A 24,628-nucleotide genomic window follows, 5' to 3' on the forward strand; every position below is an offset into this window, starting at 1 on the left:
CATGTGCGCCCCTGTTCCAGAACCGGAACAGGGGCGCACATGACGTCGCGGTGACCTCCGGGAGTGGGCGCGCGGGGCGGATCCGGCCCGGTGCCCGGCGGGGTCAGCGCTGGGAGACGGCGATCCGGGCGAGCAGTGCCTCGACCGCGAGCAGCGGCGGCACGTTCCCCGCGATCCGCTGACGGGCCTCCTGCACGGCCTCGAGCAGCGCGAGGGTGGAGCGGCCCGTGCCGTTCGCGGCGGCCTGCTCGATCTCGTCCGTCACGTCGACGTTCACCAACTCCGACCCGGTGGCCAGCTGGCGGCTCAGCACGTCGCGCAGCACCGAGTGGGCGTCCAGCAGGTACCGGTCCAGCACGTCACGGACCAGACGGGTCTGGCGCCGCTTGGCGTCCTCCTCGAGCTGGCGCATCTGGGAGCGGAGCGAGGGCGGCACCTTCCCGTCGTCGATCCCGGCCGAGCGCAGGAAGCGCTCCTTCTCCTCGAGCGCGACCTGGTCCGCGTGCTCCTTCGCCTCGGCGGTCGCCCGCTCGACGAGGGCCTGGGCGGCGAGCACGGCGCCGCCGGCGGTGCGCAGGGCCAGCAGCGTGCGCGCCGACTCCACCCGCGCGCCGAGCGCCCCCTCCTGCGTCGCATAGCGCAGCGCGAGACCGATGTGGCCCTGGGCGGCGCGCGCCGCACGCAGTGCCAGCTGGTCCTCGATCCCGTCGCGGCGGCGCAGCAGCTCCGCGACCACGTCGGAGTCCGGGACCGTGAGCGTCACCAGGCGGCAGCGGGAGCGGATCGTGGGGGCGAGGTCCTCCGCCGAGGGGGCGCACAGCATCCACACCGTCGACGGCGGCGGCTCCTCGATCGACTTCAGCAGCACGTTGAAGGTGCCCGCGGTCATGCGGTCCGCGTCCTCGACGACCAGCACCCGGTGTCGGCCGGTGGCGGGGGCGCGCTGCGCGGTCATCACCAGCGAGCGCACCTCCTCCTTCGCGATGGAGAGCTTGTCGGTGGCGACGACGGTGACATCGGGATGCGTTCCCGCGAGGGTGGTGCGGCAGGCCGGGCACTGCCCGCAGCCGGCGCCCTGCTCGCACTGCAGGGTCGCGGCGAAGGCCCGGGCCGCGGTGGAGCGGCCGGAGCCGGGCGGGCCCGTGATCAGCCAGGCCTGGGCGAGGGACCCCTCGGGGGAGGCGGCGCGGCGGAACTGCGCGACCGCCGCGTCCTGGCCCACGACGTCGGCCCACACCCCGGGCGCGTGCGGGGTTCCGGCCGCCTGCGCGGCCGCGGTCACTGCTCGTCCCTGTGCCGGGGCGGGGGCACCGGCTCGAAGGTCGGGTCGAACAGGCTCAGCACCTCGGCGACGGAGGCGAGCACCTCCGCGTGGACCTCCTCGCGCGGGCGGGTCCCGTCGATCACGGCGTAGCGCTCGGGATCCGCGCGGGCGAGCTCGAGGAACTCCTCGCGCACCGCCTCGTGGAACTCCAGGCCCGCGCTCTCCAGGCGGTCCTTTCCGGCGGGTCCGCGCCGCTCGTCCAGGGCGCTGGTGGGCACGTCGAGCAGGATCGTGCGATGGGGGAGCAGCCCGTCGACCGCCCACAGCGACAGCCCCGCGATCTCCTCCGGCGAGAGCTCGCGCCCGGCGCCCTGGTAGGCGACGGAGGAGTCGAGATATCGGTCCCCGAGCACGAGCCCGCCGCGGGCCAGGTGGGGGCGGACGACGGTCGCGATGTGGTGGGCGCGATCCGCCGCGTACAGCAGCGCCTCCGCGCGGGGCTCGACGTGCTCCCCGTGCAGCAGCAGCTCGCGGATGCTCTCGCCGAGCGGCGTGCCGCCCGGCTCCCGGGTGGTGAGGATGAGGTCCTCGGCGACGGAGCGCTCGGTGACCAGGTGGTCCCGCAGCATCCGCATCTGGGTGGACTTCCCGGCGCCGTCCCCTCCTTCGAAGGAGATGAACACGCCGCGGCGGGGCGGGTGCGTCGCGGGGATGCGCAGGGAGGTGCTGTGCAGGGCCGGTGCGTGCCGTGCCGCGGCCTGCAGGGCGTCCTCGTGCGGCGCGGGGGCGGGCTCGGTGCGGCTCATACGTCCTCCTCCCCGGGGTAGACGACGCCGAGCGCGGCGCGGACGGCGTCCATCGTCTCCATCACCGCCAGGGTGTCCGCCCAGCTCATCAGGGGGGACTCGAGCTCGCCGGCGGTGATCCGTCGGGCGGCCTCCGCGATCTCGTAGGCCATCCCGTCGCCGGGCGTGCCAGGATGCGCGAAGGACGCGGAACGGCCGTCGAGCAGCTCGACGGTGAGCGTGCCCGGGGCGTAGAACGGACCGGTCAGGCGGGCCGTGCCGGCAGTGCCCGCGACGACCGCCTCGGCCGGGGTGCGGGTGCGCAGCGTGGTGCCGAGCCGCGCGAACCCGCCGCGCACGCCCCGGGCGAGCAGGCCGAGCGTCGCGTCGACGCCGGTGGGGGTCAGCTCCCCGCGCACGACAAGGTCCTCGAGATCGCCGAGCACCATCTGCGCGAAGGAGATCGGGTAGACGCCGAGGTCCAGCAGCGCCCCGCCGCCGAGCTCGGGGGCGTTCATGCGGTGGGAGGGGTCGGTGGGCATGGCCTGGCCGTGGTCGGCCGCGACCTCGACGATCTCGCCGAGCAGGCCGGCCCCGATCACGCCGCGCAGCAGGTCGTACTGCGGCAGGAAGCGCGCCCACATCGCCTCCATGGCGAACACGCCCCGCTCCCGGGCGAGGTCGAGCAGGTCGCGGGCCTGCGCGGTGTTCAGGGTGAACGCCTTCTCCACCAGCACCGGCACGCCGGCCTCGAGCACCGGGCGGGCCAGCTCGTGGTGCTGGGCGTGCGGGGAGGCGATGTACACCGCGTCGATGCCGCCCGCGGCGAGCATGCCTTCGACGCTGTCGAAGGAGCGCTCGATGCCGTGCTCGGCGGCGAAGGCCGCGGCCCGCTCGGCGGAGCGGGAGACGACCGAGACGATGCGCGAGGTCGTCGCCCGATGCGCGGTGTCGGTGAACTGGCCGGCGATGTGCCCGGGGGAGACCACGCCCCAGCGCAGACCCGGCGCCGAGGCCGGATCGGGGACGGCGGACTCTGGCAGGACCAGGGCGGGCGGGACGGCGCCGCGGTTCTCGTCGGTCTGGCTCATGGGTCCAATCTATCGAGCGTCCCCGACACCACGGGGGTGCCGGGGACGCTGTGGATGCGGTTGCGCCGATGGCTGAATCGTAGGACCGTCCGTCCTGGCCGAGGCCCGGCCGACGGCTCGACCCTCCGCTCAGCCCTTCACGGAGCCCGCCGTCATGCCGCGCACCAGGAAGCGCTGCAGCGAGAAGAACACGACCATCGGGATCACCATGGACAGGAAGGCGCCGGCGGTCAGCAGCTCCTCACCCTGTCCCTGGGTGCCCAGCATCTGCTGAAGGTCCACGATGATCGTTTTGTTGTCGCCTCCGCCCAGGAACAGCTTCGCGATGAGCAGGTCGTTCCACACCCACAGGAACTGCAGCGTGGCGAAGGCGGCGATGGCCGGCATCGACATCGGTGCGGCTAGCTTCCAGAAGGTCTGGAAGTGCGAGGCGCCGTCGATCTTCGCACTCTCGATCACCGAGTTCGGGAGCGTGGCCATGTAGTTGCGCAGTGTGTACACCGCCAGTGGCATGCCGAAGCCGGTGTGCAGCAGCCACACCGCCACGAACTGCCCGTTGATCCCGAGCCCCCGCGGGCCCAGCAGGTCCAGCATGGGCTGGAAGGCCACCTGGATCGGCACCACCATCACCGCGACGATGAGGATGAACAGGATCTCGCGGCCCGGGAACCGCATGAAGGCGAACGCGTACGCGGCGAAGGCCGCGAACATGATCGGCAGCACCGTCGCCGGCACCGCCACGATCACCGAGTTCAGCAGCGAGGACCCGGACGAGGTGGACTCGAACAGCCGCTCGTAGTTCGACAGCGTCCAGCCGGCTCCGAAGGGGTTCAGCAGCGCGTCCCACCATCCCGTCGAGGCGACATCCTCGCGAGAGCGGAACGACGTGACCAGCAGCCCGATCGTCGGGACGGTCCACAGCAGGGCCAGCACCACCATGGCGACGATCGCGAGCAGGGAGCGGGGACGCCCGTCCTTCATCGTGCCCATCATCGGTTCGCCTCCTGCGCCTTGAAGGACCGCACCTGGTAGACCAGGACCGGGATGATCAGCACCAGCAGGACCACCACGATCGCGGAGGACTCCCCGGCCTGGCGCTCCACGAACAGCTTGCGGAAGTACAGGTTGGCGATGACGTCGGTGTTGTCGCGGCCGTTGGTCATCACGTAGATGATGTCGAAGACCTTCAGCACCAGGATCAGCACCGTGATGAACACGGCGAGAAGGGTGGGCCGCACCTGCGGGAAGACGATCTGCCAGAAGATCCGCGCCTCGCCGGCGCCGTCCATCCGGCCCGCCTCGATGGTGTCCTCGGGGACGCCCTTGATCGCGGAGCTGATGAGCACCATCGCGAAGCCCGTCTGCAGCCATACCAGGATCACCATGAGCAGCAGCGAGTTCAGCCGGGCGGTGTCGATCTGGAGCCAGGCCTGGGGCTCGCCGCCGAGGGCCACCACCACCGCGTTGAGCAGACCGGTCTGCTCGGTGTCCGGGGGGCGGAACGCGTAGATCAGGCCCCAGATCGTCGAGGCGCCCACGAAGCTGATCGACATCGGCAGGAACACCATCGACTTCGAGACCCGCTCGCCGGTGGCCGAGAGCTTGTCCGCCAGCACCGCGACCGCGAGGCCGAAGGCGACCGTGATCAGCGGGACGATCAGGATCCACAGGAAGTTGTTCAGCATGGCCTGCCAGAACTCCCCGGAGCCGAGGATCGCCCCGTAGTTCTCCAGGCCCACCCAGGCGGTGGAGTCGGCATTCGCGAAGGAGTACACGATCGTCTGCACCGTCGGGTAGATGAGCATCAGACCCAGCAGGGTCAGCGCCGGCAGCAGGAAGGCGTAGGGGATCAGGCCCTCGCTGAGCCGGGAGGGGAGGCCCTCGATGATCATGTTCAGGAAGCGGAAGAACACGACCGCACCGCCGATGCCGAACACCAGGCCCAGCACGCCGATGATCAGCTTGGAGTGCAGGAACCACTGCGGGTAGTAGGCGAAGGCGAGGAAGGCGTTGCACACCAGCCACACGGACACCACGAGCCCGACCGCCCCCAGGATCAGCAGCGCCGGGCGGGCGGGGGATCCCGCCCGCTCACGCGGCGTGATCGCCGGTGAGCCCGAGGAGCGGGTCGTCGTGGCGGTCATTGCGGCCACCCCGCCTCGATCTCGTCGCACACCTGCTGGGCGCTCTTCGAGCCGTTCAGCCACTCGACCATGCCGGTCCAGAAGCTGCCGCCGCCGACGGCGTTGGGCATGACGTCGGAGCCGTCGTAGCGGAACACCTCGGCGTTCGAAGCGATCTCCGCGACGCGGCGCGTGGTCTCGTCGGCGTAGTGCGAGGCGTCGAAGGTCTTGTGCGGGCTGAGCCAACCGCCGGCCTGCGCCCATTCGGCGCCGAACTCCGGGGAGGTCAGGAACTTCATCAGTGCGACCGAGTCGTCGTTGGGGGTGAACAGTGCGGCGAGGTCGCCGCCGCCCAGGATCGGCTGACCCTCGAAGCCGCCCTCCCAGGGGGGCATCGCGAACACACCGACCTCCTCGTCCAGGTTGGCCAGGATGTCCTCCGGGAGGAAGCCGGTGACGAAGTTGCCCTGCCGCACGTACATCGCCCGGGACGGGTCCTGGAACAGTGGCAGCGGGGCCTCGGAGAAGGGCGTGTTGAGGATCGTGGCGGTTCCGCCCAGCACGTTCCCCTCGGTCTTCAGCAGCTCGCCCAGGATGTCGAAGACCTCGACGACCTCGGGGGAGTTGAAGGGGATCCGGTGGTAGATCCACTCGTCGTAGAGCTCCGGGCCATGGACCCGGAGCATGAACTCCTCGATCCAGTCGGTGCCCACCCAGCCCGTCGCCTGGTCGGAGTTCCAGCCGTCGGACCACGGAGCGATACCGGTGTCCTTGATCTCGTCGGCGATGGAGTAGAGCTCCTGCATGGTGGCGGGCTCGGTCGAGTAGCCGCCCTCCTCGTACGCCTTCTTCGGGTACCAGATGAGGGACTTGCACGCCATCCTCATCGGGGCGCCGTAGACGCGGCCCTGGTAGCGGGCGGAGTCGAGGAAGCCCGGAATCAGGGTCGAGTTCAGCGAGTCGTAATCGAGGAAGGCGTCGATCGCCGTGATGTGCCCCTGCGCGGCAAGGTCGAAGAGACCGCCCGGCTGGGGGAACAGTGCCACGTCGGGGGCGTCGCCGGAGCCCACCCGCTGCTGGATGGTTGTGGTGAAGTCCTGATCGGGCGAGTACTGGACGGAGATCCCGGACTCTTCCTCGAAGGCGGCGAGCGAGGCCAGGAAGGCCTCCTCCTCCTGACCGCCGAAGGCGCCGAGGACGCTGACGGTCCCGGGACCGGGGACCTGTCCCTCCACGTACTTCTCCCCACCACCTCCTCCGCCGCCTCCGCGGGACGGGTCGGGGTTCTGCAGGCATCCGGTCACGCCGAGCGCGGCCGCAGCGGCCGCGCCCCCGGCCATGACCGTGCGCCGACTCGGGCGTCGATCCATGAGTCCACTCCTTCGTGAGTCCGCTTCGAGCACGTGAGCTCACTGTAAGCCGGAAATGTCGGACAGGCGCGGGCTCGGTGCTCCCCACCGCCGGTCGATGCGACGATGTCTACCTGCAGTGCACGGTACTGACCGCTTGCATGGCGCTTCCTGCCGCTTCGCGCACCCATCGTGATCGCCCCACGGTCGACGAGCGCCTCCGGGGAGGCGGACGGGGACCGCGGGGCGGGCAGCACGGCTGCCGACCGGACCGCGCCGAAGGCGCCGACGGACGCGCTGCCGCGTCTGTCGGCGCCGGCTCACTTCTTCGCGGAGGCGGACTTCTTCCGCGTGGTGGTGGTGCGGCGGGCGGCGGGCTTCTTCGCCGGTCCCTTGGCGCGCTTCTCGGCGAGCTTCTCGATCGCGACCTGCTCCGTGATCTCCTCGACCTTCTCCGTCGCGCGCAAGGAGACGTTCGTGGTGCCGTCAGTGATGTACGGGCCGAAGCGGCCGTCCTTGATGACGATCGGCTTCTCCGAGGTGGGGTCGGTGCCGAGCTCCTTGAGCGGCGGCTTGGCGGCGGCCCGGCCCCGGGTCTTCGGCTGGGCGCAGATCTTCTCGGCCTCCTCGAGGGTGATCGAGAAGATCTGCTCCTCGGTCTCCAGCGAGCGCGAGTCGGTGCCCTTCTTCAGGTACGGGCCATAGCGGCCGTTCTGGGCGGTGATCTCGGTGCCGTCCGCGGCGGTGCCGACCACGCGCGGCAGGCTCAGCAGCTTCAGCGCGTCCTCGAGCGTGACGGTCGAGAGGTCCATCGACTTCAGCAGCGAGCCGGTGCGGGGCTTCGGCTGCTTCGACTTGGGGACCTTCTTGCCGTCGGTGCTCTCGGGCTCCGGCAGCACCTCGGTGACGTAGGGGCCGTAGCGGCCGTCCTTGGCGATGATCTCGTGGCCGGTCTCGGGGTCGGTGCCGAGCACGCGGCCGTCGTCCTTGGCGCGCTCGAGCATCTCCTTGGCCTTCTCGACGGTGAGCTCGTCGGGCGCGACCTCGTCGGAGACGTTCGCGCGGCGCGGGTCCGTGCCCTCGACGACGTTCCCGTCCTCGTCGGTCGGGTACTGCTCGACGTAGGCGCCGTAGCGGCCCACGCGCAGGGTGATCCCCTCGCCGATCTCGATCGAGTTGATGGCGCGGGCGTCGATCTCGCCGAGGTCGTCGACCATGGGCTTCAGCCCGATGGGGGCATCGCCCGAGCCGTCCGAGAGGTAGAAGTCGCGCAGGTAGTCCGCGCGTCCCAGCTCGCCGCGGGCCATGCGGTCAAGCTGCGCCTCCATCTGAGCGGTGAAGTCGTAGTCGACGAACGGCCCGAAGTGCTCCTCCAGCAGGCGCACCACCGCGAAGGCGGTCCAGCTCGGCACCAGCGCGGTGCCGCGGCGCAGCACGTAGCCGCGGTCCTGGATCGTTGCGACGGTGGAGGCGTAGGTCGAGGGACGGCCGATGCCACGGTCCTCGAGCGCCCGGACCAGCGAGGCCTCGGTGTACCGCGGGGGCGGGGTGGTCGTGTGGCCGTCGGGGACCAGCTCGCGGGTGGGAAGGGTCTGGCCCTCCTCCATCTGCGGCAGGCGCTTGTCGTCACCCTTGTCGTCGTCGCCGTAGCGGGAGGCGTCGCGCCCCTCCTCGTAGGCGGCGAGGAAGCCGCGGAAGGTGATCACGGTGCCGGCGGCGCGGAAGGTCGCGCTGCGGCCCTCGTTCTCGACCTTCAGCTCGACGGTGGAGGTGGTGCCCTTCGCGTCGGCCATCTGCGAGGCGACGGTGCGCTTCCAGATCAGCTCGTAGAGGCGGAACTCGTCGCCGGAGAGCTGCCCCGCGACGTCCGCCGGGGTGCGGAAGTGGTCGCCGGCGGGGCGGATCGCCTCGTGCGCCTCCTGCGCGGACTGCGACTTGTTCGTGTAGACGCGGGGCTTGTCCGGCACGTACTGGGAGCCGTAGAGCTCGGCGGCCTGGGCGCGGGAGGCGCGGATCGCCTCGCCCGAGAGCGTCACCGAGTCGGTGCGCATGTAGGTGATGTAGCCGTTCTCGTACAGCGACTGCGCGACGCGCATGGCCTGGCGCGCGCCGAGGCGCAGCTTGCGGCTGGCCTCCTGCTGCAGCGAGGAGGTGGTGAAGGGGGCGGCGGGCCGGCGCGTGTAGGGCTTGGACTCCAGCGAGGTGACGGTCGCCGGGGTGGAGTCGAGGACCTGCACGAGCTCGCGGGCGGAGGCCTCGGTGAGGATCGTCGCGCTCTTCGAGCGGGGCTTGAGGGTGCCGTCGTCGGCGAAGTCGCTGCCGGTGGCGACGCGGGCGCCGTCGACGGTCTGGACCTTCGCGGTGAACTGCTCGGCGTCGGGGCCGAAGGTGCCGGTCACGTCCCAGTAGTCGGAGGCGACGAAGGCCATCCGCTCCCGCTCCCGCTCGACCACGAGGCGGGTCGCGACGGACTGCACGCGCCCGGCCGACAGCGACGGCTTGATCTTGCGCCACAGCACGGGGGAGAGTTCGAAGCCGACCAGGCGGTCCAGGATGCGGCGGGTCTCCTGCGCGTCGACCAGGTGCGCGTCGAGGTCGCGGGTGTTCTCCAGCGCTCCCTGGATCGCGTCCTTGGTGATCTCGTGGAACACCATGCGCTTGACGGGCGTGGACTTCTTGGGCTTGAGGGTCTCCAGCAGGTGCCAGGCGATCGCCTCGCCCTCGCGGTCCTCATCGGTGGCGAGGTAGAGGGTGTCGGCGTCCTTGAGGGACTTCTTCAGCTCCGCGACGGTCTTCTTCTTGTCGGGGCTGACGATGTAGTACGGGTCGAAGCCGCCCTCGACGTCGACGCCGAACTTCCCGTACGGCCCCTTCTTCATCTCGGCGGGCAGGTCTCGGGGCACGGGGATGTCGCGGATATGGCCCACCGACGCCTTGACGTCGTACTCATCGCCCAGATACCGGGCGATGGTCCGTGCCTTCGCCGGGGACTCGACGATCACCAGATGCCGTCCGCCTGTCACGTCGCCTGCGTCCTTCCTCGCCGCGTCGCTCGCGGCCGTACGTCACGCCCCGTCGCGGGGTCGCATCTCCGCCGGGCGCTGACTCGGCGCGCGGCGATTGCTCACGGTACACGCTCCGCCGGAGGTGCCCGCAGGACGCTCGGCGTGCGCAGCACCATGACCAGCGCCACCCAGACGGCGGTCGCGCCGGCGATCACGGCGCCGGTGGCGCGGAAGGCCGCGAGCTGCGAGGCCCGGTCGGCGAGGTCCAGCGGGAGGGGGAGGCCGGCGATGCCCGCGGCCCCGGTGACCAGGCCGACGGCGCCGATCGCGCCGAGCACGAGGGCGCAGGCCAGCTCGGCCCGCGGCAGGCGCGGCACGTCCTGGCGGAGGTCGTGTCCGCGACGTCGCCGCCCCCGGCCGGCGTGCGCGGCCGCGTGGCGGAGCCGCCGCCTCGTGTGGAGGCCGTCGACCCCGAGCACGAGGAAGGTCCAGGCGGCGCTGACCGCGATCGCGCCGATCACGTCGCTGGGCCGGTGCCATCCGGTGACGAGGGTGCCGATGCCGGCGGCGCCGCTCCACAGCAGGCCGAGCGGGGCGACCAGCGGCCGGGCCCGTCCGGCGACGAGCACGAGCGCGATCATCGTCGTCGCCGCGAGGGTGGAGTGGCCGGAGGGGAAGGAGTTCGTGGTCGGCTCGATGCCGGGGCCCAGCACCTCGCGGCTGACCAGCAGGTGCTTGATCACCTGGGTGGTGAGGTTCGCGCCGAGCACGAGCGAGGCCAGCGGCAGCAGCAGCGCGGGACGGCGTCGCAGCAGCGCGACCACGGCGGTGAGCGCGAGCAGGGCGATGATCACCGGCATGCTCACCGTCTCCACCGCGAGCTCCGCGATCCGCGAGAGGAGGCCGTCGTGGTTCCGGGAGCCGGAGAGGGTCAGCTGGTCCAGCCGCTGACCGCTCGCGGTGCCGACCGCGCCGCGGGCCATCAGCACCACCGCCGCGCCGCACACCGCGGCGACCAGCAGCGACAGCAGCGGCCGGGCGAGGCCGACGGGGGAGGGCGGTGCGGGCTCCGCCGCGGGGAGGGCCTCGGGCGCCGTCACAGGGTCACCATCCCCGTCAGCGCGAGCTCGCGCACGGCGGGCAGGATCCGGGCGCGGGTCTCCTCGACGTCGGCGTCTGTGAGGGCGCAGACCGCAGCGATCACCTGGCCGAGGGTGAGCGTCCCGTCGAGCGCGCCGACGGTCGCGGCGAGCGCCTGGTCCGCGGGGACGGTGCGGGCGAGGCCCGCCCCCTGCACCAGCTCGATGAGGAGCGGGTCCCACTGGCCGGGGGTGAGATGGCGGCGCTCCACGACGTCCTCGGCGCGGACGGGGCGGGTCGCGGCGAGCGCCTCGTCGTCCAGCGCGGAGAGGCGGTCGAGCGCGGCGAGGGAGGCGGCCAGGTGCTCCGAGAGGGTGCCGCTCCCGGTGCCGGTCGTGAGCTCGGTGCGCAGCAGGCCCCGTCGGCCGGCGTCGGGACGGCGCAGCAGCAGGTAGCCGAAGCCGATGCCCTCGACCGCGCGGGAGGCGAAGTCCTCGAGCCAGGCGTCGATCAGCGCGTCCCAGCGGTGATCGCGCGGCGTGATCCCGCCGTCGCGGGCCCAGGTCCCGGCGTACTCGGCGGGGTCCTCGCGGTCGCGCTGCAGCACCCAGGCGTCGACTCCGTCGGCGAGGGCGGGCTCGAGCCATGCCCGCGGATGCGCGAAGCCGTCCTCCTCGTCGGTGATCTCCCAGTTGCCGAGCATGACGGCGCTCGCGCCCGGGGCGAGGTGCGCGGGGAGCTGCGCGAGCAGCTCGGCGAGCAGGGTGTCGCCGGCGCGGCCGCCGTCGCGGTAGGTCCAGGGGTCGTGCTCGTCGTCGCCCGCGCGGGGCGTGATCACGAAGGGCGGGTTGGAGACGACGAGGTCGAAGACCTCGCCGGCGACGGGCTCGAGGAGGGAGCCGCGGCGCAGGTCGAGCTCGATCCCGTTCAGCGCGGCGTTGAAGGCGGCGAAGGCGAGGGCACGCTCGGAGAGGTCGGTGGCCACGACGTGCTCGGCGTGGCGGGAGGCGTGCATCGCCTGGATCCCGCCGCCGCAGCCGAGGTCGAGCACTCGGCCGACGGGCGTGCGAGGCGTGATCCGGGCGAGGGTGAGGGAGGCGCCGCCCACGCCGAGGACGTGCTCGGGGGAGAGCGGGGCGCCGGTCGCGAGCTCGGAGAGGTCCGAGGCGATCCACCAGTGGAGCGGGCCGGCATCGTCCTCGGCGGCGTAGGGGGCCAGGTCCACGAGGGCGCGGACGGAGGGCCCGTCCGCCGCGGACCCGTCGGCGGGGTGCCCGTCATGCCCGTCGGCCGTGGGCCGGTCGCCGGCGGGCCGGTCGGCGGGGGCGAGCAGGCCGAGCCGCTGCGCGCCGTCGAGGCCGAGGGTGGGCAGCGCCGCGGCGACCCGGGCCGCGGGCAGCGTCTCGCCGAGCACGAACAGGGCCAGGAGCGTCGCGGCCGGATCGGTGCTCCCGGCGAGCCGGCGACGGGCCGGCGCCGGGTCCTCGCGACGCAGCGCGGCGGAGGCGACGGCGCCGAGGACCTCCTCGAGGTGCTCGGTGACGTAGCGGGATTCGCGCAGGTCAGTGCCGAGGGCCGCGATCTGGGCGGTCAGGACGGTCGGGGCGGCGGCCGGTGCGTGCTCCGGGGCGGTGGCGGGCATGGCTACGATTGTGCCCCAGCGCGCCCGGAGGATTCCGGGGAGGACGTGCGGAGAATGCGCAGACCCTGTGGGGACGCGGGAGGACGGTGAGGGATGCGGGCAGGCAGGGCCTCGGAGCTGCTCGCCGACCTCAGCGCCCCGCTGATCCGCCACGGCTGCCTCACCCACGTCGAGCGGCGCCCCGCCCGCGAGGGCCGACGGGGCACCTTCCCGGAGTGGACCGACCCGCGCCTGGTCCTCCACCTCGCCGAGAGCGGCATCACCGCCCCCTGGATCCACCAGGAGCAGGCGGCGCGCCTGGCGCACGACGGCCAGGACGTGGTGCTCGCCACCGCCACCGCCTCCGGCAAGTCCCTCGCCTACCTGCTGCCGACCCTCACCGCGATCGGGGCGCGGGAGATCGACCCCGGGGCGCCCCGGGCGACGGCGCTCTACCTCTCGCCCACCAAGGCGCTCGCCGCGGACCAGCTCACGAACATCACCGCGCTCGCCGACGGGGCCGGGATCCGCGACGCCCGCATCGCCGTGTACGACGGGGACACCCCGGCCGAGCAGCGCCGCTGGGTGCGCCGCCACGGCACCGTGGTGCTCACCAACCCCGACATGCTCCACTTCGGGATCCTGCCCGGGCACGAGCAGTGGGCCCACTTCTTCCGGGCGCTGCGCTACGTGGTGATCGACGAGTGCCACAGCTACCGGGGGGTGTTCGGGAGCCATGTGTCGATGGTGCTGCGGCGCCTGCGCCGGATCGCCGCGCGGTACGGGGCCGATCCCACGTTCGTGCTCGCCTCCGCCACCACCGCGAACCCGGAGCTGTCCGCCTCACGGCTGATCGGACGGGGTGTCGAGGCGGTCACCGAGGACGGCTCGCCCCGGGCCGGGCTCACGATCGGGCTGTGGGAGCCGGGCACGCGCACCCGCGTGGACGGCCGCGGCGACCCGGCGCGGTGGGAGGAGCCGGGCCGCGACGCGAACGACGGCGAGGAGGACGAGGGCCCCGACGAGGATGGGCAGGGCCGTCGCGAGGAGCCGCTGCGTCGCTCGGCCACCAGCGAGGCCGCCGCGCTGCTCGCCGATCTCGTCGAGCGGGACGTGCAGACCCTCGTCTTCGCCCGCTCGCGGCGCGGGGCGGAGCTCGTCTCCACCGGGGCGCGGCGCCTGCTGGGGCAGAAGGCGGAGGAGGGCGCCGATGCGCGCCTGGCCGATGCCGCGCAGCGGATCGCCGCCTATCGCGGCGGCTATCTCGCCCGCGAGCGGCGCGTGCTCGAGGACTCCCTGCGCAGCGGCGAGCTGCGGGCCCTGGCCTCCACCAACGCCCTCGAGCTCGGGATCGACATCTCGGGGCTGGACGCCGTGGTCGTCGCCGGCTGGCCCGGCACCCGCGCCTCGCTGTGGCAGCAGTTCGGCCGCGCCGGCCGCCGGCAGGACTCGGGCGGCGGCTCCCTGGCCCTGTTCGTCGCCCGCGAGGACCCGCTGGACACCTACGTGGTCCACCATCCCGAGACGGTGTTCGGCGCCGAGGTCGAGGCGGCCGTGTTCGACCCCGCGAATCCCTACGTGATGACCCCGCACCTGTGCGCCGCCGCCTCCGAGCTCGCGATCCGCGACGGCGAGGAGGAGATCTTCGGGCCGACGGCGCGGGAGCTGCTCACGACCCTCGCCGCCCGCGGCGTGCTCCGCTCCCGCGCCACCGGCTGGTACTGGACGCTGAGCGAGTCCGCGCACGAGCTCACCGACCTGCGCGGCAGCGGCGGGGAGCCGGTGCGGATCGTCGAGGAGGCGGGCGGGGAGCTGCTGGGCACGGTCGACGCCGCGAGCGCCCACACCCAGGTCCACGACGGCGCGGTGTACCTCCACCAGGGCCGCAGCTACGTGGTGAACAGACTGGACGTGGACCAGGCCGTCGCCTTCGTGCGACGGGAGGACCCGCTGCACTCCACCCATCCGCAGTCCGCTTCGACGCTGCGGATCCGCCAGGTGGACCGCGAGGTGCCCTGGAAGGACGGGGTGCGGCTGTGCTTCGGCACCGTGGACGTCACCGACCAGGTCACCGGCTACCAGGTGCGGGACGTGTTCACGCAGGCCGTCCTCGCCCAGCACCCGCTGGACCTGCCGCCGCGCACCTTGACCACCAAGGCCGTGTGGTGGGTGGTCCCGCGCGAGCGCACCGACGCCGCCGAGATCCCCGCCGAGGAGCTGCCCGGGGCGCTGCACGCCGCCGAGCACGCCGCGATCTCGATGCTCCCGCTGCTGGCCACCTGCGACCGCTGGGATATCGGCGGGCTCTCCGCCGCCCAGCACGAGGACACCGGGGAGCCGACGATCTTCGTGTACGACGGGGCACCGGGCGGCGCGGGCTTCGCCGAGCGCGGGGCCGACGATGCCGCCGCCTGGGTGCGGGCCACGGCGGACATGATCGCCGAGTGCGGCTGCGAGGCGGGCTGCCCGGCCTGCGTGGTCTCGCCGAAGTGCGGCAACGGCAACGAGCCCCTGTCGAAGACGCAGGCCGTGCGGCTCCTGGGGCTGCTCGAGGAGTGAGGGCGGCGCGCCGACGGACGCACCGCACCCCTCCGCGATGGATGAAATGTCCGATTCGGGGCCATACTGGGGTGCGACGCCCGGGACGGGCGCGGCCGTCGGGGCCCGCTCTCGAGCAGCTCCCCGCGGTGCGGGTGGAGCGGCATGGCCGCATCGGGCTGAGGAGCCGCCGATGAACAGCGCAGCGACCGGCATTGCAGCGACCGGCATTGCAGCGACCGGCAGTGCAGCGACCGGCAGCGCGGGGACGGATCTGGCCCCGGCTGCGCGGTCCGGTGCTCCGGCGCGCCGCGGTCCGCGCGAGAGGCTGGCCGCCCTGGTCTCCCCGCCGCGCGTCAACGCCCTCGACATCGCCCGCGCCCTCGCGATCCTCGGGATGATCGGGGCGCACGTCGGGGACATCCCGCCCTTCGACCCGACCTGGCCGGCCAGCTACCTCTCGATCGTGCACGGCAACTCCTCGATGCTCTTCGCCGTGCTCGCGGGGATCTCGATCGCCCTGGTGACCGGGCGGCGGCGGATCCCGGAGCCGGCCGAGCTGCCGCGGCTGCGCGCCTCCCTGCTGGGCCGGGGCATCGCGATCTTCCTGATCGGCCTGGTGCTCGAGATGATGGGCACCGGGGTCGCGGTGATCCTCACCTTCTACGGGGTCGTGTACATCGCGGCGCTGCCCGTGATCCGGCTGCGCCCCTCCCGCCTGCTCCTGCTCGCGCTGCCGATCGCGCTGCTCGGGCCGGTGCTGGTCACGCTCGCCGAAATGCTCTCGCTCGGCTCCTACGGCCCCGGCGCCGATCTCGTGCTGATCGGCAGCTATCGCTTCACCTCCTGGGCGCCGCTGATCCTGTTGGGGATGGCGCTGGGCCGGATGCCGCTGGACCGTCCCGGGGTGGCGGCGAGGATCGCCGCGATCGGCGCGGGGGCCGCGGTGCTCGCGACCGTGGCCGGGATGGCGCTCGCGGCGCTGCTCGGCACGCTCGCCCCTGAGGTGTACGGGCCCGAGGCGGAGTCCGCGGCACCGAGCGCGGTCGTCGAGGAGAGCGCCGAGGAGGAGGACGAGCCCGGCCTCGGCTGGGACGGTTATGGGGAGTCCCTCGCGGAGATGGACCCGGCGTGGGAGCTCGGCGAGTCCGTGATCTCGCTGACGCCGCACTCCGGCTCGACGCTGGAGATCTTCCGCTCGGGCGGGATCGCGCTCGCCGTGATCGGAGGGCTGCTGCTGATCGCGCGACCCCTGCGCTGGGTGCTGCTGCCGCTGTCGGCGATGGGATCGATGCCGCTGACCGCCTACTCGGTGCACCTGGTCTCCCTGGTCGTGCTCGCCGGGCCCGGCGGATGGATCGAGGACGACCGCGTCTGGGTCGCCTCCGCCGTGGTGCTGCTCGTGGCCTGCACCGCCTGGTCCGCGCTCAAGGGGCGCGGACCGCTGGAGCGGGTCACCGCCTGGGCCGCGCGGCGCGCCGGGCAGGCGGTCCCCGCCGCGGCACCCGGCCCCGCCCCGAGGTCCGCCGTCCGGTAGGTCGCTGGCGGCAGGTCGCTGCGGCGTCGGGGCCTTCGTCTCCTGCGGAGCCCGTCCTCGCTCACGTCTCCGGGACCTCCGACGGCCCGGGGCCCGCCCTCGATTCCGCGACCGCGGAGGGGAGCGCTCCGGCGTCGACCTCGACCCGGACGAGCACGTCCCATTCCCGCTGCTCGCAGCCGGAGAGCCTCGCGCCGTTGCGCTCGGCCGTCTCCGCCGCCACCCGGCAGGGGTGCGGATGGGCGACCGCGAGCGCATCGGCGCCCGCGAGGGAGGCGAGATCCGCGGCGGTGCCCGCCTCGGCCCGGGCGAGCACCCCGCCGCCCAGCAGCGCGAGGGCGGCCACCACCGTGGTCGTCGTCCCCGTCCAGGCCAGCACCGACGCGCTCGACGTGCTCATGGCGTCCCTCTCTCGAGCAGCTGCGGCTCGAGCCGTGCCTCGGCGTCGGCGCTGAGGGACCAGGACGCGCCGGACATCGGCCCCGCGGGGGCCTGCAGCGTGCGCGTCACCTCGACCCGCACCCACTGGCCGGATCCCGAGACGGACACGGCCGTGCCCTCCCCGCCGATCCGCTCCGCGACCTCGACCGCCGCCGCGGTCTCCTCTCCCCGTGCGAGCTCCCGCGCCGCGCCGCGCGCCGCGCTCTCGAGCCGCAGCTGGGAGGCCAGGCCCGCACCGGTCAGCAGCACGACCACCACCATCACCACCACGACGGGCAGCACGATCGCCGTCTCCGCCGTGGCGGACCCCCGGTCGTCCCGCAGGCGGGACGACCGGGCGGACCGCATCATCACGACCCCATCGACAGGGCGGAGGTGATGATTCCCATCAGCAGGGTCCGCACCTCCCCGGACGCCAGCAGGGCGACCAGGACGGCGGCGAAGCCGCAGGCCGCGAGCACGGTGATCGCGTACTCGGCGGTGGAGGCGCCGGTCTCGTCCCGCCAGCGGCGGGCGAGGGTCCGGCGCAGTCGGTTCCTCGTGCAGTGCATGGTGCTCCTCCTTCGTTCTGCGGGGCGGCGCTCGCCGTCCCGCGGTGGCGGCTCCCGCCGCCGTCGCCGTCCCCGGGCGGGGACGACGGACCGGGACCGTCCCGGTGATCCGTGGCCTCACGCTCCGCCGGAGGTGAGGGAGAGGGTGCCGCCCAGCAGGGAGATCACGGTCGGCACGATGCCGAGGGCGACGAAGGCCGGCAGCAGCGCCGCTCCGGTGGGCAGCACGAGGCGGACGGCGAGCTCGGCGGCGCGCACCTCGGCGTCCCGGGCGCGGCCGCGACGGGCGTCCCGCGCCGCGGAGCGCAGCACCCTCGCGAGATCCGCGCCGGTCTCCTCCGCGAGCACGGCGGAGCGTCCCAGGGCGTCGAGCTCCGCGGGGAGCGTGTCGACCGCGAGCCGTGCAGGGACCCCGGCGGCGAGGGCGGAGGCGACGGCCCGCATCGCCTCGGCGTCCGTCCCTCCCGGCAGTGCCGCGGCGACCGCGGCGAGGGCACGGGACAGCGGCAGCCCCGACTCGAGCGCCCCGGCGATCAGCTCGAGCGCCACCGACGGGTCCACCTCCGTGCGCAGGGGAGGGTCGGCGCTGCGCAGCAGGCGGCGCATCCACCACCAGCCCAGCACCGTCAGACCGATCCCCGCCCCGCCGAGCAGCCGTCCCGAGGTCGAGGCGACCAGGAGCCGCAGCGGGTCGCCGCCCAGGAGCATGCCGAGGCCCAGTCCGGCCAGCGGCAGCACGAGCAGGATCCGGGCGGTCGAGCGCGGGCCCGCGAAGGCGCTGCGCCGCGCCTGCGCGGCGTCGTGGAGGTCGCGCAGGGCGTCGGCGAGGTGCTGGAGCATCACGGCGGCCGGGGCACCCGTCCGCTCGCACACCGCGAGCGCGGCGCCGAGCGAGGCGACCGTCGGCGCACCGCGCAGCCGTCCGCCCGCCGCGCGGCGCGGATCCGCTCCGGCGGCGGAGGCGCGGGCCAGATCCCGCAGGTCCCCGTCGGGAAGGGTGCGCGCGAGCGCGCCCCAGCCCTGCCGGATGCTCGCCCCGGAGCTGATCACGCTCGCGAGCTGCTCGACCGTGCGGGCCAGGTCCAGCGGACCCGAGGGGGCGCGGCGGGACCGGGAGGCCCTCACCGGCGCTCCGGCGGGGAGCGGGGGCGGGACGAGCACCCACAGCAGCACGAGCGCGAGGGCGCCGACGGCGAGGACGGGGATCATGCCGCCCTCCGTCCCGCTGCCCGGACGGGCCCCTCGTCCGCCCCGCGATGCAGGCGGGAGGCGAGATGCTCCGCGGCCGGCCCCTCCCGCAGCGTCCCGGCCTGCGAGCGCAGCGCGGTCCGGGCGGTGAGCATCCCGTCCCCTCCGCGCGAGAGCACGGCGATCTCCTCCAGCACGCGCAGCCCGTCGCGTCGGCCCAGGTGCACGACGACCTCGAGGGCGCTCGCCACCTGCGCGGCGAGCGCGCCGCGGTCCAGCCCACCGAGGGCGCCGAGCGCCTCGAGCCGGGCCGGGACGTCCGCCGCATTGTTCGCGTGGACCGTGCCGCAGCCGCCGTCGTGCCCCGTGTTCAGCGCCTGCAGGAGCTCGCGGATCTCCTCGCCGCGGCACTCCCCGAGCACGATCCGATCCGGCCGCATGCGCAGGCTCTGCCGCACCAGCGCGGTGAGGTCGACGGCGCCCGCGCCCTCGCTGTTCGCGTGCCGCGACTGCAGGTGCACGACATGGGGGTGGTCCACGGCGAGCTCGAGCACGTCCTCGACCACGACGATGCGCTCCTGCGGCAGGGCCTCGTGGAGCATCGCAGCGAGCAGCGTCGACTTCCCGGTGCCCGTGCCGCCCGTGACCAGGAAGGGCACCCGGGAGCGGACCAGCGCGCGGAGCACCTCCCGCACAGCGGGGGTCAGCGCCCCCAGGCGCTCGAGATCGTCGAGGTCCAGGCGCTCCTGCGAGGGCAGGCGCAGCGAGAGGATCGCCCCGCCCGGGGAGAGCGGCGGGAGCACGGCATGGAAGCGGATCCCGGAGGGGAGGTGCGCATCTGCCCAGGGCACCGCGTCGTCGAGGCGGCGACCGCCCGATGTCGCCAGGCGCACCGCGAGATCCCTCGCCTCGCCGGCGGTGAGCCGGAGCCCCGCGGGACGGAGCCCGCCCGAGTCGTCGACCCAGACCGTTCCGTCGTCGTTGACCAGCAGGTCCGTGACCCCGGAGGCGACGAGCCCCTGCAGGGGGCCGAGGCCGTCGACGTGGTCCCGCACCCGCGCGGTCAGCTCGAGGGTCGCCGCGGCGCCCAGCACCCGCCCCTGGGCGCGCAGCACCCGCGCGATCCGCGGCACGTCCACTGCGCCGGGGGAGCGCACCAGGTCCTCCCTCACTCCGGCGAGCAGGGTGTCGAGGGCGCCCTCGTCCGTGCTCCGGCCGCTCATGCCGGCTCCTGCCTCAGGAGCTGGGTGACCAGCTCACGGGCGGCGCGATCCGCACCTCGGCGTCGCACGTCCAGCAGCGGGACCGCGCCGCGGGGGCTGTCGCGGAAGGAGACGGCGAGGGGGAGGCCGAGGTCCTCGGCGACGTCGGCGGGGGAGAGCCCGCCGCCGCGGCGCACCACCGCTCTCGTGAGCCCGGCCGGCGGCGACCACTCCCGCAGCCGCCGCGCGGCGGACCGCACCGCGTGGTCGCTCGCGGGCAGCACCAGCAGGAGCTCGTCCAGGTGCGGGACCGTGCAGGGGACGAGCGCAGCGGCGAGGTCCACCACGACCGTTCCGTCGAGCGGGCCGAGCGCCGCGAGCACGCGCGGCAGGTCCTCCTGGTCGGGTCCGGGCCTCTCCCCGGCCACGAGCAGGTGCACCTCGTCGATGCGCGGCAGGCCCGAGCGCAGGGCCTCCCCGTCGTCGACGCCGAGCGACGCGGTCTGCGACCAGTCCAGGCCCGGGGCACCGCTCGCCTCGACCAGCAGGTCGAGCCCTCCGCCCAGCGGATCCGCGTCCAGCAGCGCCACGGGGCCGTGGCGGCGCGCGGCCCCGGCGAGCCGGGCGGCGAAGCTCGAGGCACCGGCCCCGCCGCACCCTCCGGTCACGCCGATCAGGCGGGCGCCCGAGCGGGTGCGGGTGAGCTCGGCGAGGCGCGAGAGCAGCTCCTCCGAGGCCGAGGGCAGCGGCAGGACCGCGAGGGCACCGGCGTCGAGCGCGAGGGGCCACAGCTCGCCGGGCACCTCCTCGGCGGCGAGGACGACGATCAGCGGGGCACGGCCTTGGGCGGCGCCGGGGGAGCGGAGCGCGCCGTCGCGGAGGGCGTCGGCAGGGACGACGGTGCAGCCCGCCGTCTCATGGGGCTCCTCGAGGAGCCAGGAGCCGGCCGCCGTGGCATGGTCCGCCACGAGCTCCCGCAGGGGACCCTCCGGTCCCACCCATCGGACACCCCGACGAGGCCTGCCGGGGCTCTCGGCGCGGACCTGCCCGGCGCCCGGGAAGCGGGAGCGGGGACGTCGCGGCGCGCGGGCCGGGGAGGGGTCGAGGGAGGCGGGAGCTGAGGTCCGCTCGGGTCCTGCAGAGCTCGGCGAGCGGTCGGCGGCGGAGGCGATCGTGCTGGTCATGCCGCCATCGTGGCGAGCACGGGCGGAGGACGACAGGCCGTCGGCGCGACGGTGGACGGACGGGGTCTGTGGAGGAGAGGTCGCCGGGACGAGGGTCCTTGCGTCCTCTCCTCCGGGCGCGTAGTGTGAGATGCACCACGACGGATACCGGCATCGGAACCCACGTACGACTGGTCCCCGCAACGGACCGGCTGTGAGACGTCGACAGCGTCACCGCAGCTGCTTCACGTGTACGCCTGATCCCGATGCAGACGGCCCGTCAGGAGCGGCGGTGCGACTCGATCGCACCGCCGCTCCACCATGTCCGGAGCGTCTGGCACGCCGAAGCGATCACAGCACGTCCACGATCAGTTCGAGGCAGCCGCCGTCCTCCCCGGTCGAGAACGACTGGCGGAGGTGATCGATCCCGTCGACGCCCGCAGCGGCGATCAGCGCGACCATCCCCGGATGCGGGGCCGACAGCTCCGGGCTCATCGCAGAGGCCGGATCGACCCGGACGAAGCGCTCCGTGCGCTCGGGCAGGATCCCGGTCACCTCGATCCCCGGGACGCTCCCGGCGGGTGCGGTCCCGGAGAGCGGCTGCGCCAGACCGACCGCGAGCACCAGCTCCGGCTGCGTGGACCCGGGCGCGCAGCGGAAGGCGAGCCAGCAGGGGCCGGTGGCCTCCGCCTCCCTCGCCGCCAGCGCGGACAGCAGCTGGTCCAGCAGTCGGTCGACGACCTCGTCGGCGACATCCCGGTCGCCGTCCTCCGACTCCTCGGACGGCAGCGGCGAGGTGATCCCCGCCCAGGGCAGCGACGAGGCCCGGCGCTCCTGGAGCGCGGTCGGGGTCGCATAGCCTGCCAGCACAGCCCGGCCCTCCACCCAGAGCCGGTCCTGCCGCTCCCGCTCTGCGAGAACCGCCCGCCGATGCTCCTCCAGGAGCGCATCGCGGTCGTCGGCCGCGTCGAGGGCCCTCTTCGCCTGGGTGATGGACAGGCCCATCGTGCGCAGGACGCCGAGGGTGGCGGCAGGGCGGATCTGTGCGATGGTGTACCGGCGGTAGCCGGTGTCCGGATCGGTCTGCGCCGGCGTCAGCAGATCCTTCTCGTCGTAGTGACGCAGAGCCTTCACGGTCAGTCCGGTGGTGCGGGCGAACTCGCCGATGTTCAGCACGGGCGGGCTCCTCTCGAGGTGGTCGGTCCTCTCACGGTGAGGCCTCCTCCTGCAGGAGGGTCAAGCACGCCGCGGAGCGTGTCACGGTGCCTGCTCTCGCGCCCCTCGGGCCCGCGGTTCAGAGCCCCAGGTCCACCACGACCGGCGCGTGGTCCGAGGCGCCCTTGCCCTTGCGCTCCTCGCGGTCGATGAACGACCCGGTGACCGCCCTCTGCACGGCGGGGGAGCCGAGCACGAAGTCGATGCGCATGCCCTCCTTCTTCGGGAAGCGCAGCGCCTGGTAGTCCCAGTAGGTGTACACCCCGGGCCCGGGATGCTCGGGCCGCACCACGTCGGCGAAGCCCTCGTCCACGACCGCGCGGAAGGCCGCCCGCTCCGGCTCGGTGACGTGGGTCCTGCCCTCGAAGAAGTCCATGTCCCACACGTCGTCGTCCTGCGGGGCCACGTTGAAGTCGCCGACGAGCGCGACCTTCGCCGCCGCGTCCGCGGCGAGCTCGCGCGCGCCCTCGGCGCGCAGCGCCTCGAGCCAGCGCAGCTTGTAGGGGTAGTGCGGGTGGTCCAGCTCGCGGCCGTTGGGCACGTACAGCGACCAGATCCGCAGCCCGTCCCCGACGATCCCGCCGAGCGCCCGGGCCTCGACCACCCCGGTCTCGTCCTCGGGCCAGGTGGGCACGGCCGGGAGCTCCGTGCGCACGTCGGACAGGCCCACGCGCGAGATCAGCGCGACGCCGTTCCACTGGTTCAGCCCGTGCGCCGCGACCTCGTAGCCGGCCGCCTCGAGCGCGGTGAGGTCGAGCTGGGCGGGCTTGGCCTTGATCTCCTGCAGGGCGAGGACGTCCACCTCGTGCCGTTCGAGGAAGGCGAGCACGCGGTCCATCCGGGCCCGCAGCGAGTTGATGTTCCAGGTCGCGATGCGCATGCCGCCGATCCTACGGGGCACGGGCGCGCGTCCGCCTCGAATGGTCCATGGCAGGCTCCGGACCTGCGTAGACTCTGTCCATGGCGCGCGCACTCGTCACGGGATCCACTTCAGGGCTGGGACTCGAGTTCGGCTGGCAGCTGGCCGGCACCGGGCACGACCTGGTCCTCGTCTCGCGTGACGAGGACCGGCTGCGCGCCGTCGCCGAGCAGATCCGGGACGTCCACGACGTCACGGTCGAGGTGATGTCGGTCGACCTCTCCGACCGCCGTGAGCTCGAGCGGGTCGAGGTCCGCCTGACCGACCCCGTCGACCCCGTCGACCTGCTCGTGAACAACGCCGGCTACGGGCTGCGCGGCGGCTTCCTCGAGGTGGGGATCGAGGACCACGAGAAGCAGCTCGACACCCTGATGCGGGCCGTGCTCGTGCTTTCCCACGCCGCGGCCCGGACCATGGTCCAGCGCCGACGCGGAGCGATCCTCAACGTGAGCTCCCTCGCCGGATACACCACCGCCGGCCCCTACGCGGCCTCCAAGAGCTGGGTCACCGTGTTCACCGAGTCCCTCGCCATGGAGCTCAAGGGCACCGGCGTCACCGCCACCGCCCTGCTGCCCGGCTTCGTCCAGACCGAGTTCCACGAGCGGGCCGCGATGTCGATGGACGGGCTGCCGCGCATCACCTGGCTGAAGGCCCCGTACGTCGTCGAGCAGGCGCTGAAGGATGCGGCCAAGGGCTCGGTCCTGTCGATCCCGTCGGTGAAGTACCGCACCGCGGGGGAGATGTCCCGTATCGCGCCGCGACCGCTGGTGCGCGCCATGACCTCCCCGAACTGGTACCGCCGCCTGCAGGCGCGGTCCGTGGAGCGCTCCCGCCGTCGGGCCTCGCGCCGCAACCTGCGCGCCCCCTGGCAGCGCGAGGACGACGCTCTCTGACGGGTTGGGCATCCACTACCCTGGCCGCATGTCCTCCACCAGCACGGATCCCGTCCACCAGCTCCCGATCGACGAGGCCCGCGAGCGTCTGCGCGTCCTCATCCGCGACCTCGCCGTGGTGCGCGGCCGCGTCACCCTCTCCTCGGGAGCGGAGGCGGACCACTACGTGGACCTGCGCCGCATCACCCTGCACCACGAGGCCGCGCCGCTCGTCGGCCGCGTCATGCTCGACCTGCTGCGGCGCGAGGGCCTCGTGCCCGGCGTCGAGGCCGTCGGCGGCCTGACCCTGGGCGCGGACCCCGTGGCGACCTCGATCCTGCACGCCTCCGCCGCCGATCCGGCGCTCGATGCGCTGGACGCCTTCGTGGTCCGCAAGGCGAACAAGGCCCACGGCCTGCAGCGCCGCATCGAGGGCCCGGACGTCACGGGCCGTCGCGTCGTCGCGGTCGAGGACACCTCCACCACCGGTGGCAGCGTGCTCACGGCGTGCGAGGCGCTCGCCGAGGCCGGCGCGGACATCGCCGCGGTCGCCGTGATCGTGCACCGCGCCGACGCCTCCCGCGACGCGGTCGAGCAGGCCGGACACCGCTACCTCTCCGCCTACGACATCTCCGAGCTGGAGATCTGAGGCCGGAGCTCCCGGAGCTCGACCGGACCCGGCCC

The 24,628-nt window shown here is 73.7% G+C and carries 21 protein-coding genes; 4 read left to right on the plus strand and 17 right to left on the minus strand.

Features of this window, described 5'->3' with window-relative positions:
* Positions 1 to 103 precede the first annotated feature (103 nt).
* From Y09_RS02625 to Y09_RS02665, 9 genes are all read right to left on the minus strand, one after another.
* Positions 104 to 1,282 carry a DNA polymerase III subunit delta' gene (locus tag Y09_RS02625; protein ID WP_053916108.1) on the minus strand — a complete coding sequence of 393 codons (1,179 nt, stop codon included), beginning with the start codon at positions 1,280 to 1,282 and terminating at the stop codon, positions 104 to 106.
* A complete protein-coding gene (gene tmk / locus Y09_RS02630) occupies positions 1,279 to 2,070 on the minus strand; it encodes a dTMP kinase (protein ID WP_010549528.1) in 792 nt (263 codons plus the stop codon). Before tmk ends, Y09_RS02625 begins: the two co-directional genes overlap by 4 nt.
* Positions 2,067 to 3,140, minus strand: coding sequence for a Gfo/Idh/MocA family protein (locus tag Y09_RS02635; RefSeq protein WP_053916109.1), 1,074 nt, complete (start codon positions 3,138 to 3,140; stop codon positions 2,067 to 2,069). The genes tmk and Y09_RS02635 overlap by 4 nt, the downstream gene beginning before the upstream one ends.
* A gap of 129 nt (positions 3,141 to 3,269) precedes the next feature.
* Positions 3,270 to 4,133: a carbohydrate ABC transporter permease gene (locus Y09_RS02640; RefSeq protein ID WP_053916110.1), complete on the minus strand. Its 864-nt coding sequence runs from the start codon at positions 4,131 to 4,133 to the stop codon at positions 3,270 to 3,272.
* Positions 4,130 to 5,284: a carbohydrate ABC transporter permease gene (locus Y09_RS02645; protein ID WP_053916111.1), complete on the minus strand. Its 1,155-nt coding sequence runs from the start codon at positions 5,282 to 5,284 to the stop codon at positions 4,130 to 4,132. The genes Y09_RS02640 and Y09_RS02645 overlap by 4 nt, the downstream gene beginning before the upstream one ends.
* Positions 5,281 to 6,633: an ABC transporter substrate-binding protein gene (locus Y09_RS02650; RefSeq protein WP_053916112.1), complete on the minus strand. Its 1,353-nt coding sequence runs from the start codon at positions 6,631 to 6,633 to the stop codon at positions 5,281 to 5,283. The genes Y09_RS02645 and Y09_RS02650 overlap by 4 nt, the downstream gene beginning before the upstream one ends.
* Before the next feature lie 299 nt (positions 6,634 to 6,932).
* The gene (gene topA, locus Y09_RS02655; protein ID WP_053916113.1) at positions 6,933 to 9,635 is read right to left on the minus strand and encodes a type I DNA topoisomerase; all 2,703 of its coding nucleotides are present in this window, start codon (positions 9,633 to 9,635) and stop codon (positions 6,933 to 6,935) included.
* Positions 9,636 to 9,736: 101 nt separating this feature from the next.
* Complete coding sequence (locus Y09_RS02660; RefSeq protein ID WP_053916114.1) at positions 9,737 to 10,717, minus strand: phosphatase PAP2 family protein; 981 nt, start codon at positions 10,715 to 10,717, stop codon at positions 9,737 to 9,739.
* A complete protein-coding gene (locus tag Y09_RS02665; RefSeq protein ID WP_053916115.1) occupies positions 10,714 to 12,339 on the minus strand; it encodes a methyltransferase in 1,626 nt (541 codons plus the stop codon). Before Y09_RS02665 ends, Y09_RS02660 begins: the two co-directional genes overlap by 4 nt.
* 93 nt (positions 12,340 to 12,432) lie before the next feature.
* Here Y09_RS02665 and Y09_RS02670 point away from each other — a divergent pair, with 93 nt between their 5' ends.
* Positions 12,433 to 14,877 carry a DEAD/DEAH box helicase gene (locus Y09_RS02670; protein WP_053916116.1) on the plus strand — a complete coding sequence of 815 codons (2,445 nt, stop codon included), beginning with the start codon at positions 12,433 to 12,435 and terminating at the stop codon, positions 14,875 to 14,877.
* A 172-nt stretch (positions 14,878 to 15,049) separates the two neighbouring features.
* The gene (locus Y09_RS02675) at positions 15,050 to 16,393 is read left to right on the plus strand and encodes a heparan-alpha-glucosaminide N-acetyltransferase domain-containing protein (RefSeq protein ID WP_053916117.1); all 1,344 of its coding nucleotides are present in this window, start codon (positions 15,050 to 15,052) and stop codon (positions 16,391 to 16,393) included.
* Positions 16,394 to 16,454: 61 nt separating this feature from the next.
* Here the strand turns inward: Y09_RS02675 and Y09_RS02680 are convergent, their stop codons facing one another.
* The 8 genes from Y09_RS02680 to Y09_RS02715 form a co-directional block, all read right to left on the minus strand.
* Positions 16,455 to 16,793 carry an Rv3654c family TadE-like protein gene (locus Y09_RS02680; protein WP_053916118.1) on the minus strand — a complete coding sequence of 113 codons (339 nt, stop codon included), beginning with the start codon at positions 16,791 to 16,793 and terminating at the stop codon, positions 16,455 to 16,457.
* Positions 16,790 to 17,185, minus strand: a complete 396-nt coding sequence (locus tag Y09_RS02685) for a TadE family type IV pilus minor pilin (protein ID WP_053916144.1) — start codon at positions 17,183 to 17,185, stop codon at positions 16,790 to 16,792. The genes Y09_RS02680 and Y09_RS02685 overlap by 4 nt, the downstream gene beginning before the upstream one ends.
* Positions 17,185 to 17,385, minus strand: coding sequence for a DUF4244 domain-containing protein (locus Y09_RS02690; protein WP_010549540.1), 201 nt, complete (start codon positions 17,383 to 17,385; stop codon positions 17,185 to 17,187). The genes Y09_RS02685 and Y09_RS02690 overlap by 1 nt, the downstream gene beginning before the upstream one ends.
* A gap of 117 nt (positions 17,386 to 17,502) precedes the next feature.
* Positions 17,503 to 18,594, minus strand: a complete 1,092-nt coding sequence (locus Y09_RS02695; RefSeq protein WP_053916119.1) for a type II secretion system F family protein — start codon at positions 18,592 to 18,594, stop codon at positions 17,503 to 17,505.
* A complete protein-coding gene (locus tag Y09_RS02700) occupies positions 18,591 to 19,796 on the minus strand; it encodes a TadA family conjugal transfer-associated ATPase (protein ID WP_053916120.1) in 1,206 nt (401 codons plus the stop codon). Before Y09_RS02700 ends, Y09_RS02695 begins: the two co-directional genes overlap by 4 nt.
* Positions 19,793 to 20,959: a hypothetical protein gene (locus tag Y09_RS02705; protein WP_053916121.1), complete on the minus strand. Its 1,167-nt coding sequence runs from the start codon at positions 20,957 to 20,959 to the stop codon at positions 19,793 to 19,795. The genes Y09_RS02700 and Y09_RS02705 overlap by 4 nt, the downstream gene beginning before the upstream one ends.
* Before the next feature lie 330 nt (positions 20,960 to 21,289).
* Positions 21,290 to 22,114: a MerR family transcriptional regulator gene (locus tag Y09_RS17615; protein ID WP_053916122.1), complete on the minus strand. Its 825-nt coding sequence runs from the start codon at positions 22,112 to 22,114 to the stop codon at positions 21,290 to 21,292.
* Between the two features lie 118 nt (positions 22,115 to 22,232).
* Entirely contained in the window at positions 22,233 to 23,033 is an 801-nt protein-coding gene (locus Y09_RS02715) for an exodeoxyribonuclease III (RefSeq protein ID WP_053916123.1), read from the minus strand.
* An 80-nt stretch (positions 23,034 to 23,113) separates the two neighbouring features.
* Between Y09_RS02715 and Y09_RS02720 the strand changes: the two genes are divergently transcribed.
* Together Y09_RS02720 and Y09_RS02725 are read left to right on the plus strand one after the other, a co-directional pair.
* A complete protein-coding gene (locus tag Y09_RS02720; RefSeq protein ID WP_053916124.1) occupies positions 23,114 to 23,965 on the plus strand; it encodes an SDR family oxidoreductase in 852 nt (283 codons plus the stop codon).
* Positions 23,966 to 23,993: 28 nt separating this feature from the next.
* A complete protein-coding gene (locus Y09_RS02725; RefSeq protein WP_053916145.1) occupies positions 23,994 to 24,593 on the plus strand; it encodes an orotate phosphoribosyltransferase in 600 nt (199 codons plus the stop codon).
* The last annotated feature ends 35 nt before the right edge of the window (positions 24,594 to 24,628 follow it).

Origin of the sequence: Brachybacterium sp. SW0106-09 (genome assembly GCF_001293905.1) — a bacterium.
Taxonomy (GTDB): Bacteria; Actinomycetota; Actinomycetes; order Actinomycetales; family Dermabacteraceae; genus Brachybacterium; species Brachybacterium conglomeratum.

Bases quoted from the DNA above. Each gene is read 5' to 3' on its own strand.
- tmk (WP_010549528.1), bottom strand. From the start codon at position 2,070: ATGAGCCGCACCGAGCCCGCCCCCGCGCCGCACGAGGACGCCCTGCAG.
- Y09_RS02635 (WP_053916109.1), bottom strand. From the start codon at position 3,140: ATGAGCCAGACCGACGAGAACCGCGGCGCCGTCCCGCCCGCCCTGGTC.
- Y09_RS02640 (WP_053916110.1), bottom strand. From the start codon at position 4,133: ATGATGGGCACGATGAAGGACGGGCGTCCCCGCTCCCTGCTCGCGATC.
- Y09_RS02645 (WP_053916111.1), bottom strand. From the start codon at position 5,284: ATGACCGCCACGACGACCCGCTCCTCGGGCTCACCGGCGATCACGCCG.
- Y09_RS02650 (WP_053916112.1), bottom strand. From the start codon at position 6,633: ATGGATCGACGCCCGAGTCGGCGCACGGTCATGGCCGGGGGCGCGGCC.
- Y09_RS02665 (WP_053916115.1), bottom strand. From the start codon at position 12,339: ATGCCCGCCACCGCCCCGGAGCACGCACCGGCCGCCGCCCCGACCGTC.
- Y09_RS02670 (WP_053916116.1), top strand. From the start codon at position 12,433: ATGCGGGCAGGCAGGGCCTCGGAGCTGCTCGCCGACCTCAGCGCCCCG.
- Y09_RS02675 (WP_053916117.1), top strand. From the start codon at position 15,050: ATGAACAGCGCAGCGACCGGCATTGCAGCGACCGGCATTGCAGCGACC.
- Y09_RS02680 (WP_053916118.1), bottom strand. From the start codon at position 16,793: ATGAGCACGTCGAGCGCGTCGGTGCTGGCCTGGACGGGGACGACGACC.
- Y09_RS02685 (WP_053916144.1), bottom strand. From the start codon at position 17,185: ATGATGCGGTCCGCCCGGTCGTCCCGCCTGCGGGACGACCGGGGGTCC.
- Y09_RS02690 (WP_010549540.1), bottom strand. From the start codon at position 17,385: ATGCACTGCACGAGGAACCGACTGCGCCGGACCCTCGCCCGCCGCTGG.
- Y09_RS02695 (WP_053916119.1), bottom strand. From the start codon at position 18,594: ATGATCCCCGTCCTCGCCGTCGGCGCCCTCGCGCTCGTGCTGCTGTGG.
- Y09_RS02700 (WP_053916120.1), bottom strand. From the start codon at position 19,796: ATGAGCGGCCGGAGCACGGACGAGGGCGCCCTCGACACCCTGCTCGCC.
- Y09_RS02705 (WP_053916121.1), bottom strand. From the start codon at position 20,959: ATGACCAGCACGATCGCCTCCGCCGCCGACCGCTCGCCGAGCTCTGCA.
- Y09_RS02715 (WP_053916123.1), bottom strand. From the start codon at position 23,033: ATGCGCATCGCGACCTGGAACATCAACTCGCTGCGGGCCCGGATGGAC.
- Y09_RS02720 (WP_053916124.1), top strand. From the start codon at position 23,114: ATGGCGCGCGCACTCGTCACGGGATCCACTTCAGGGCTGGGACTCGAG.
- Y09_RS02725 (WP_053916145.1), top strand. From the start codon at position 23,994: ATGTCCTCCACCAGCACGGATCCCGTCCACCAGCTCCCGATCGACGAG.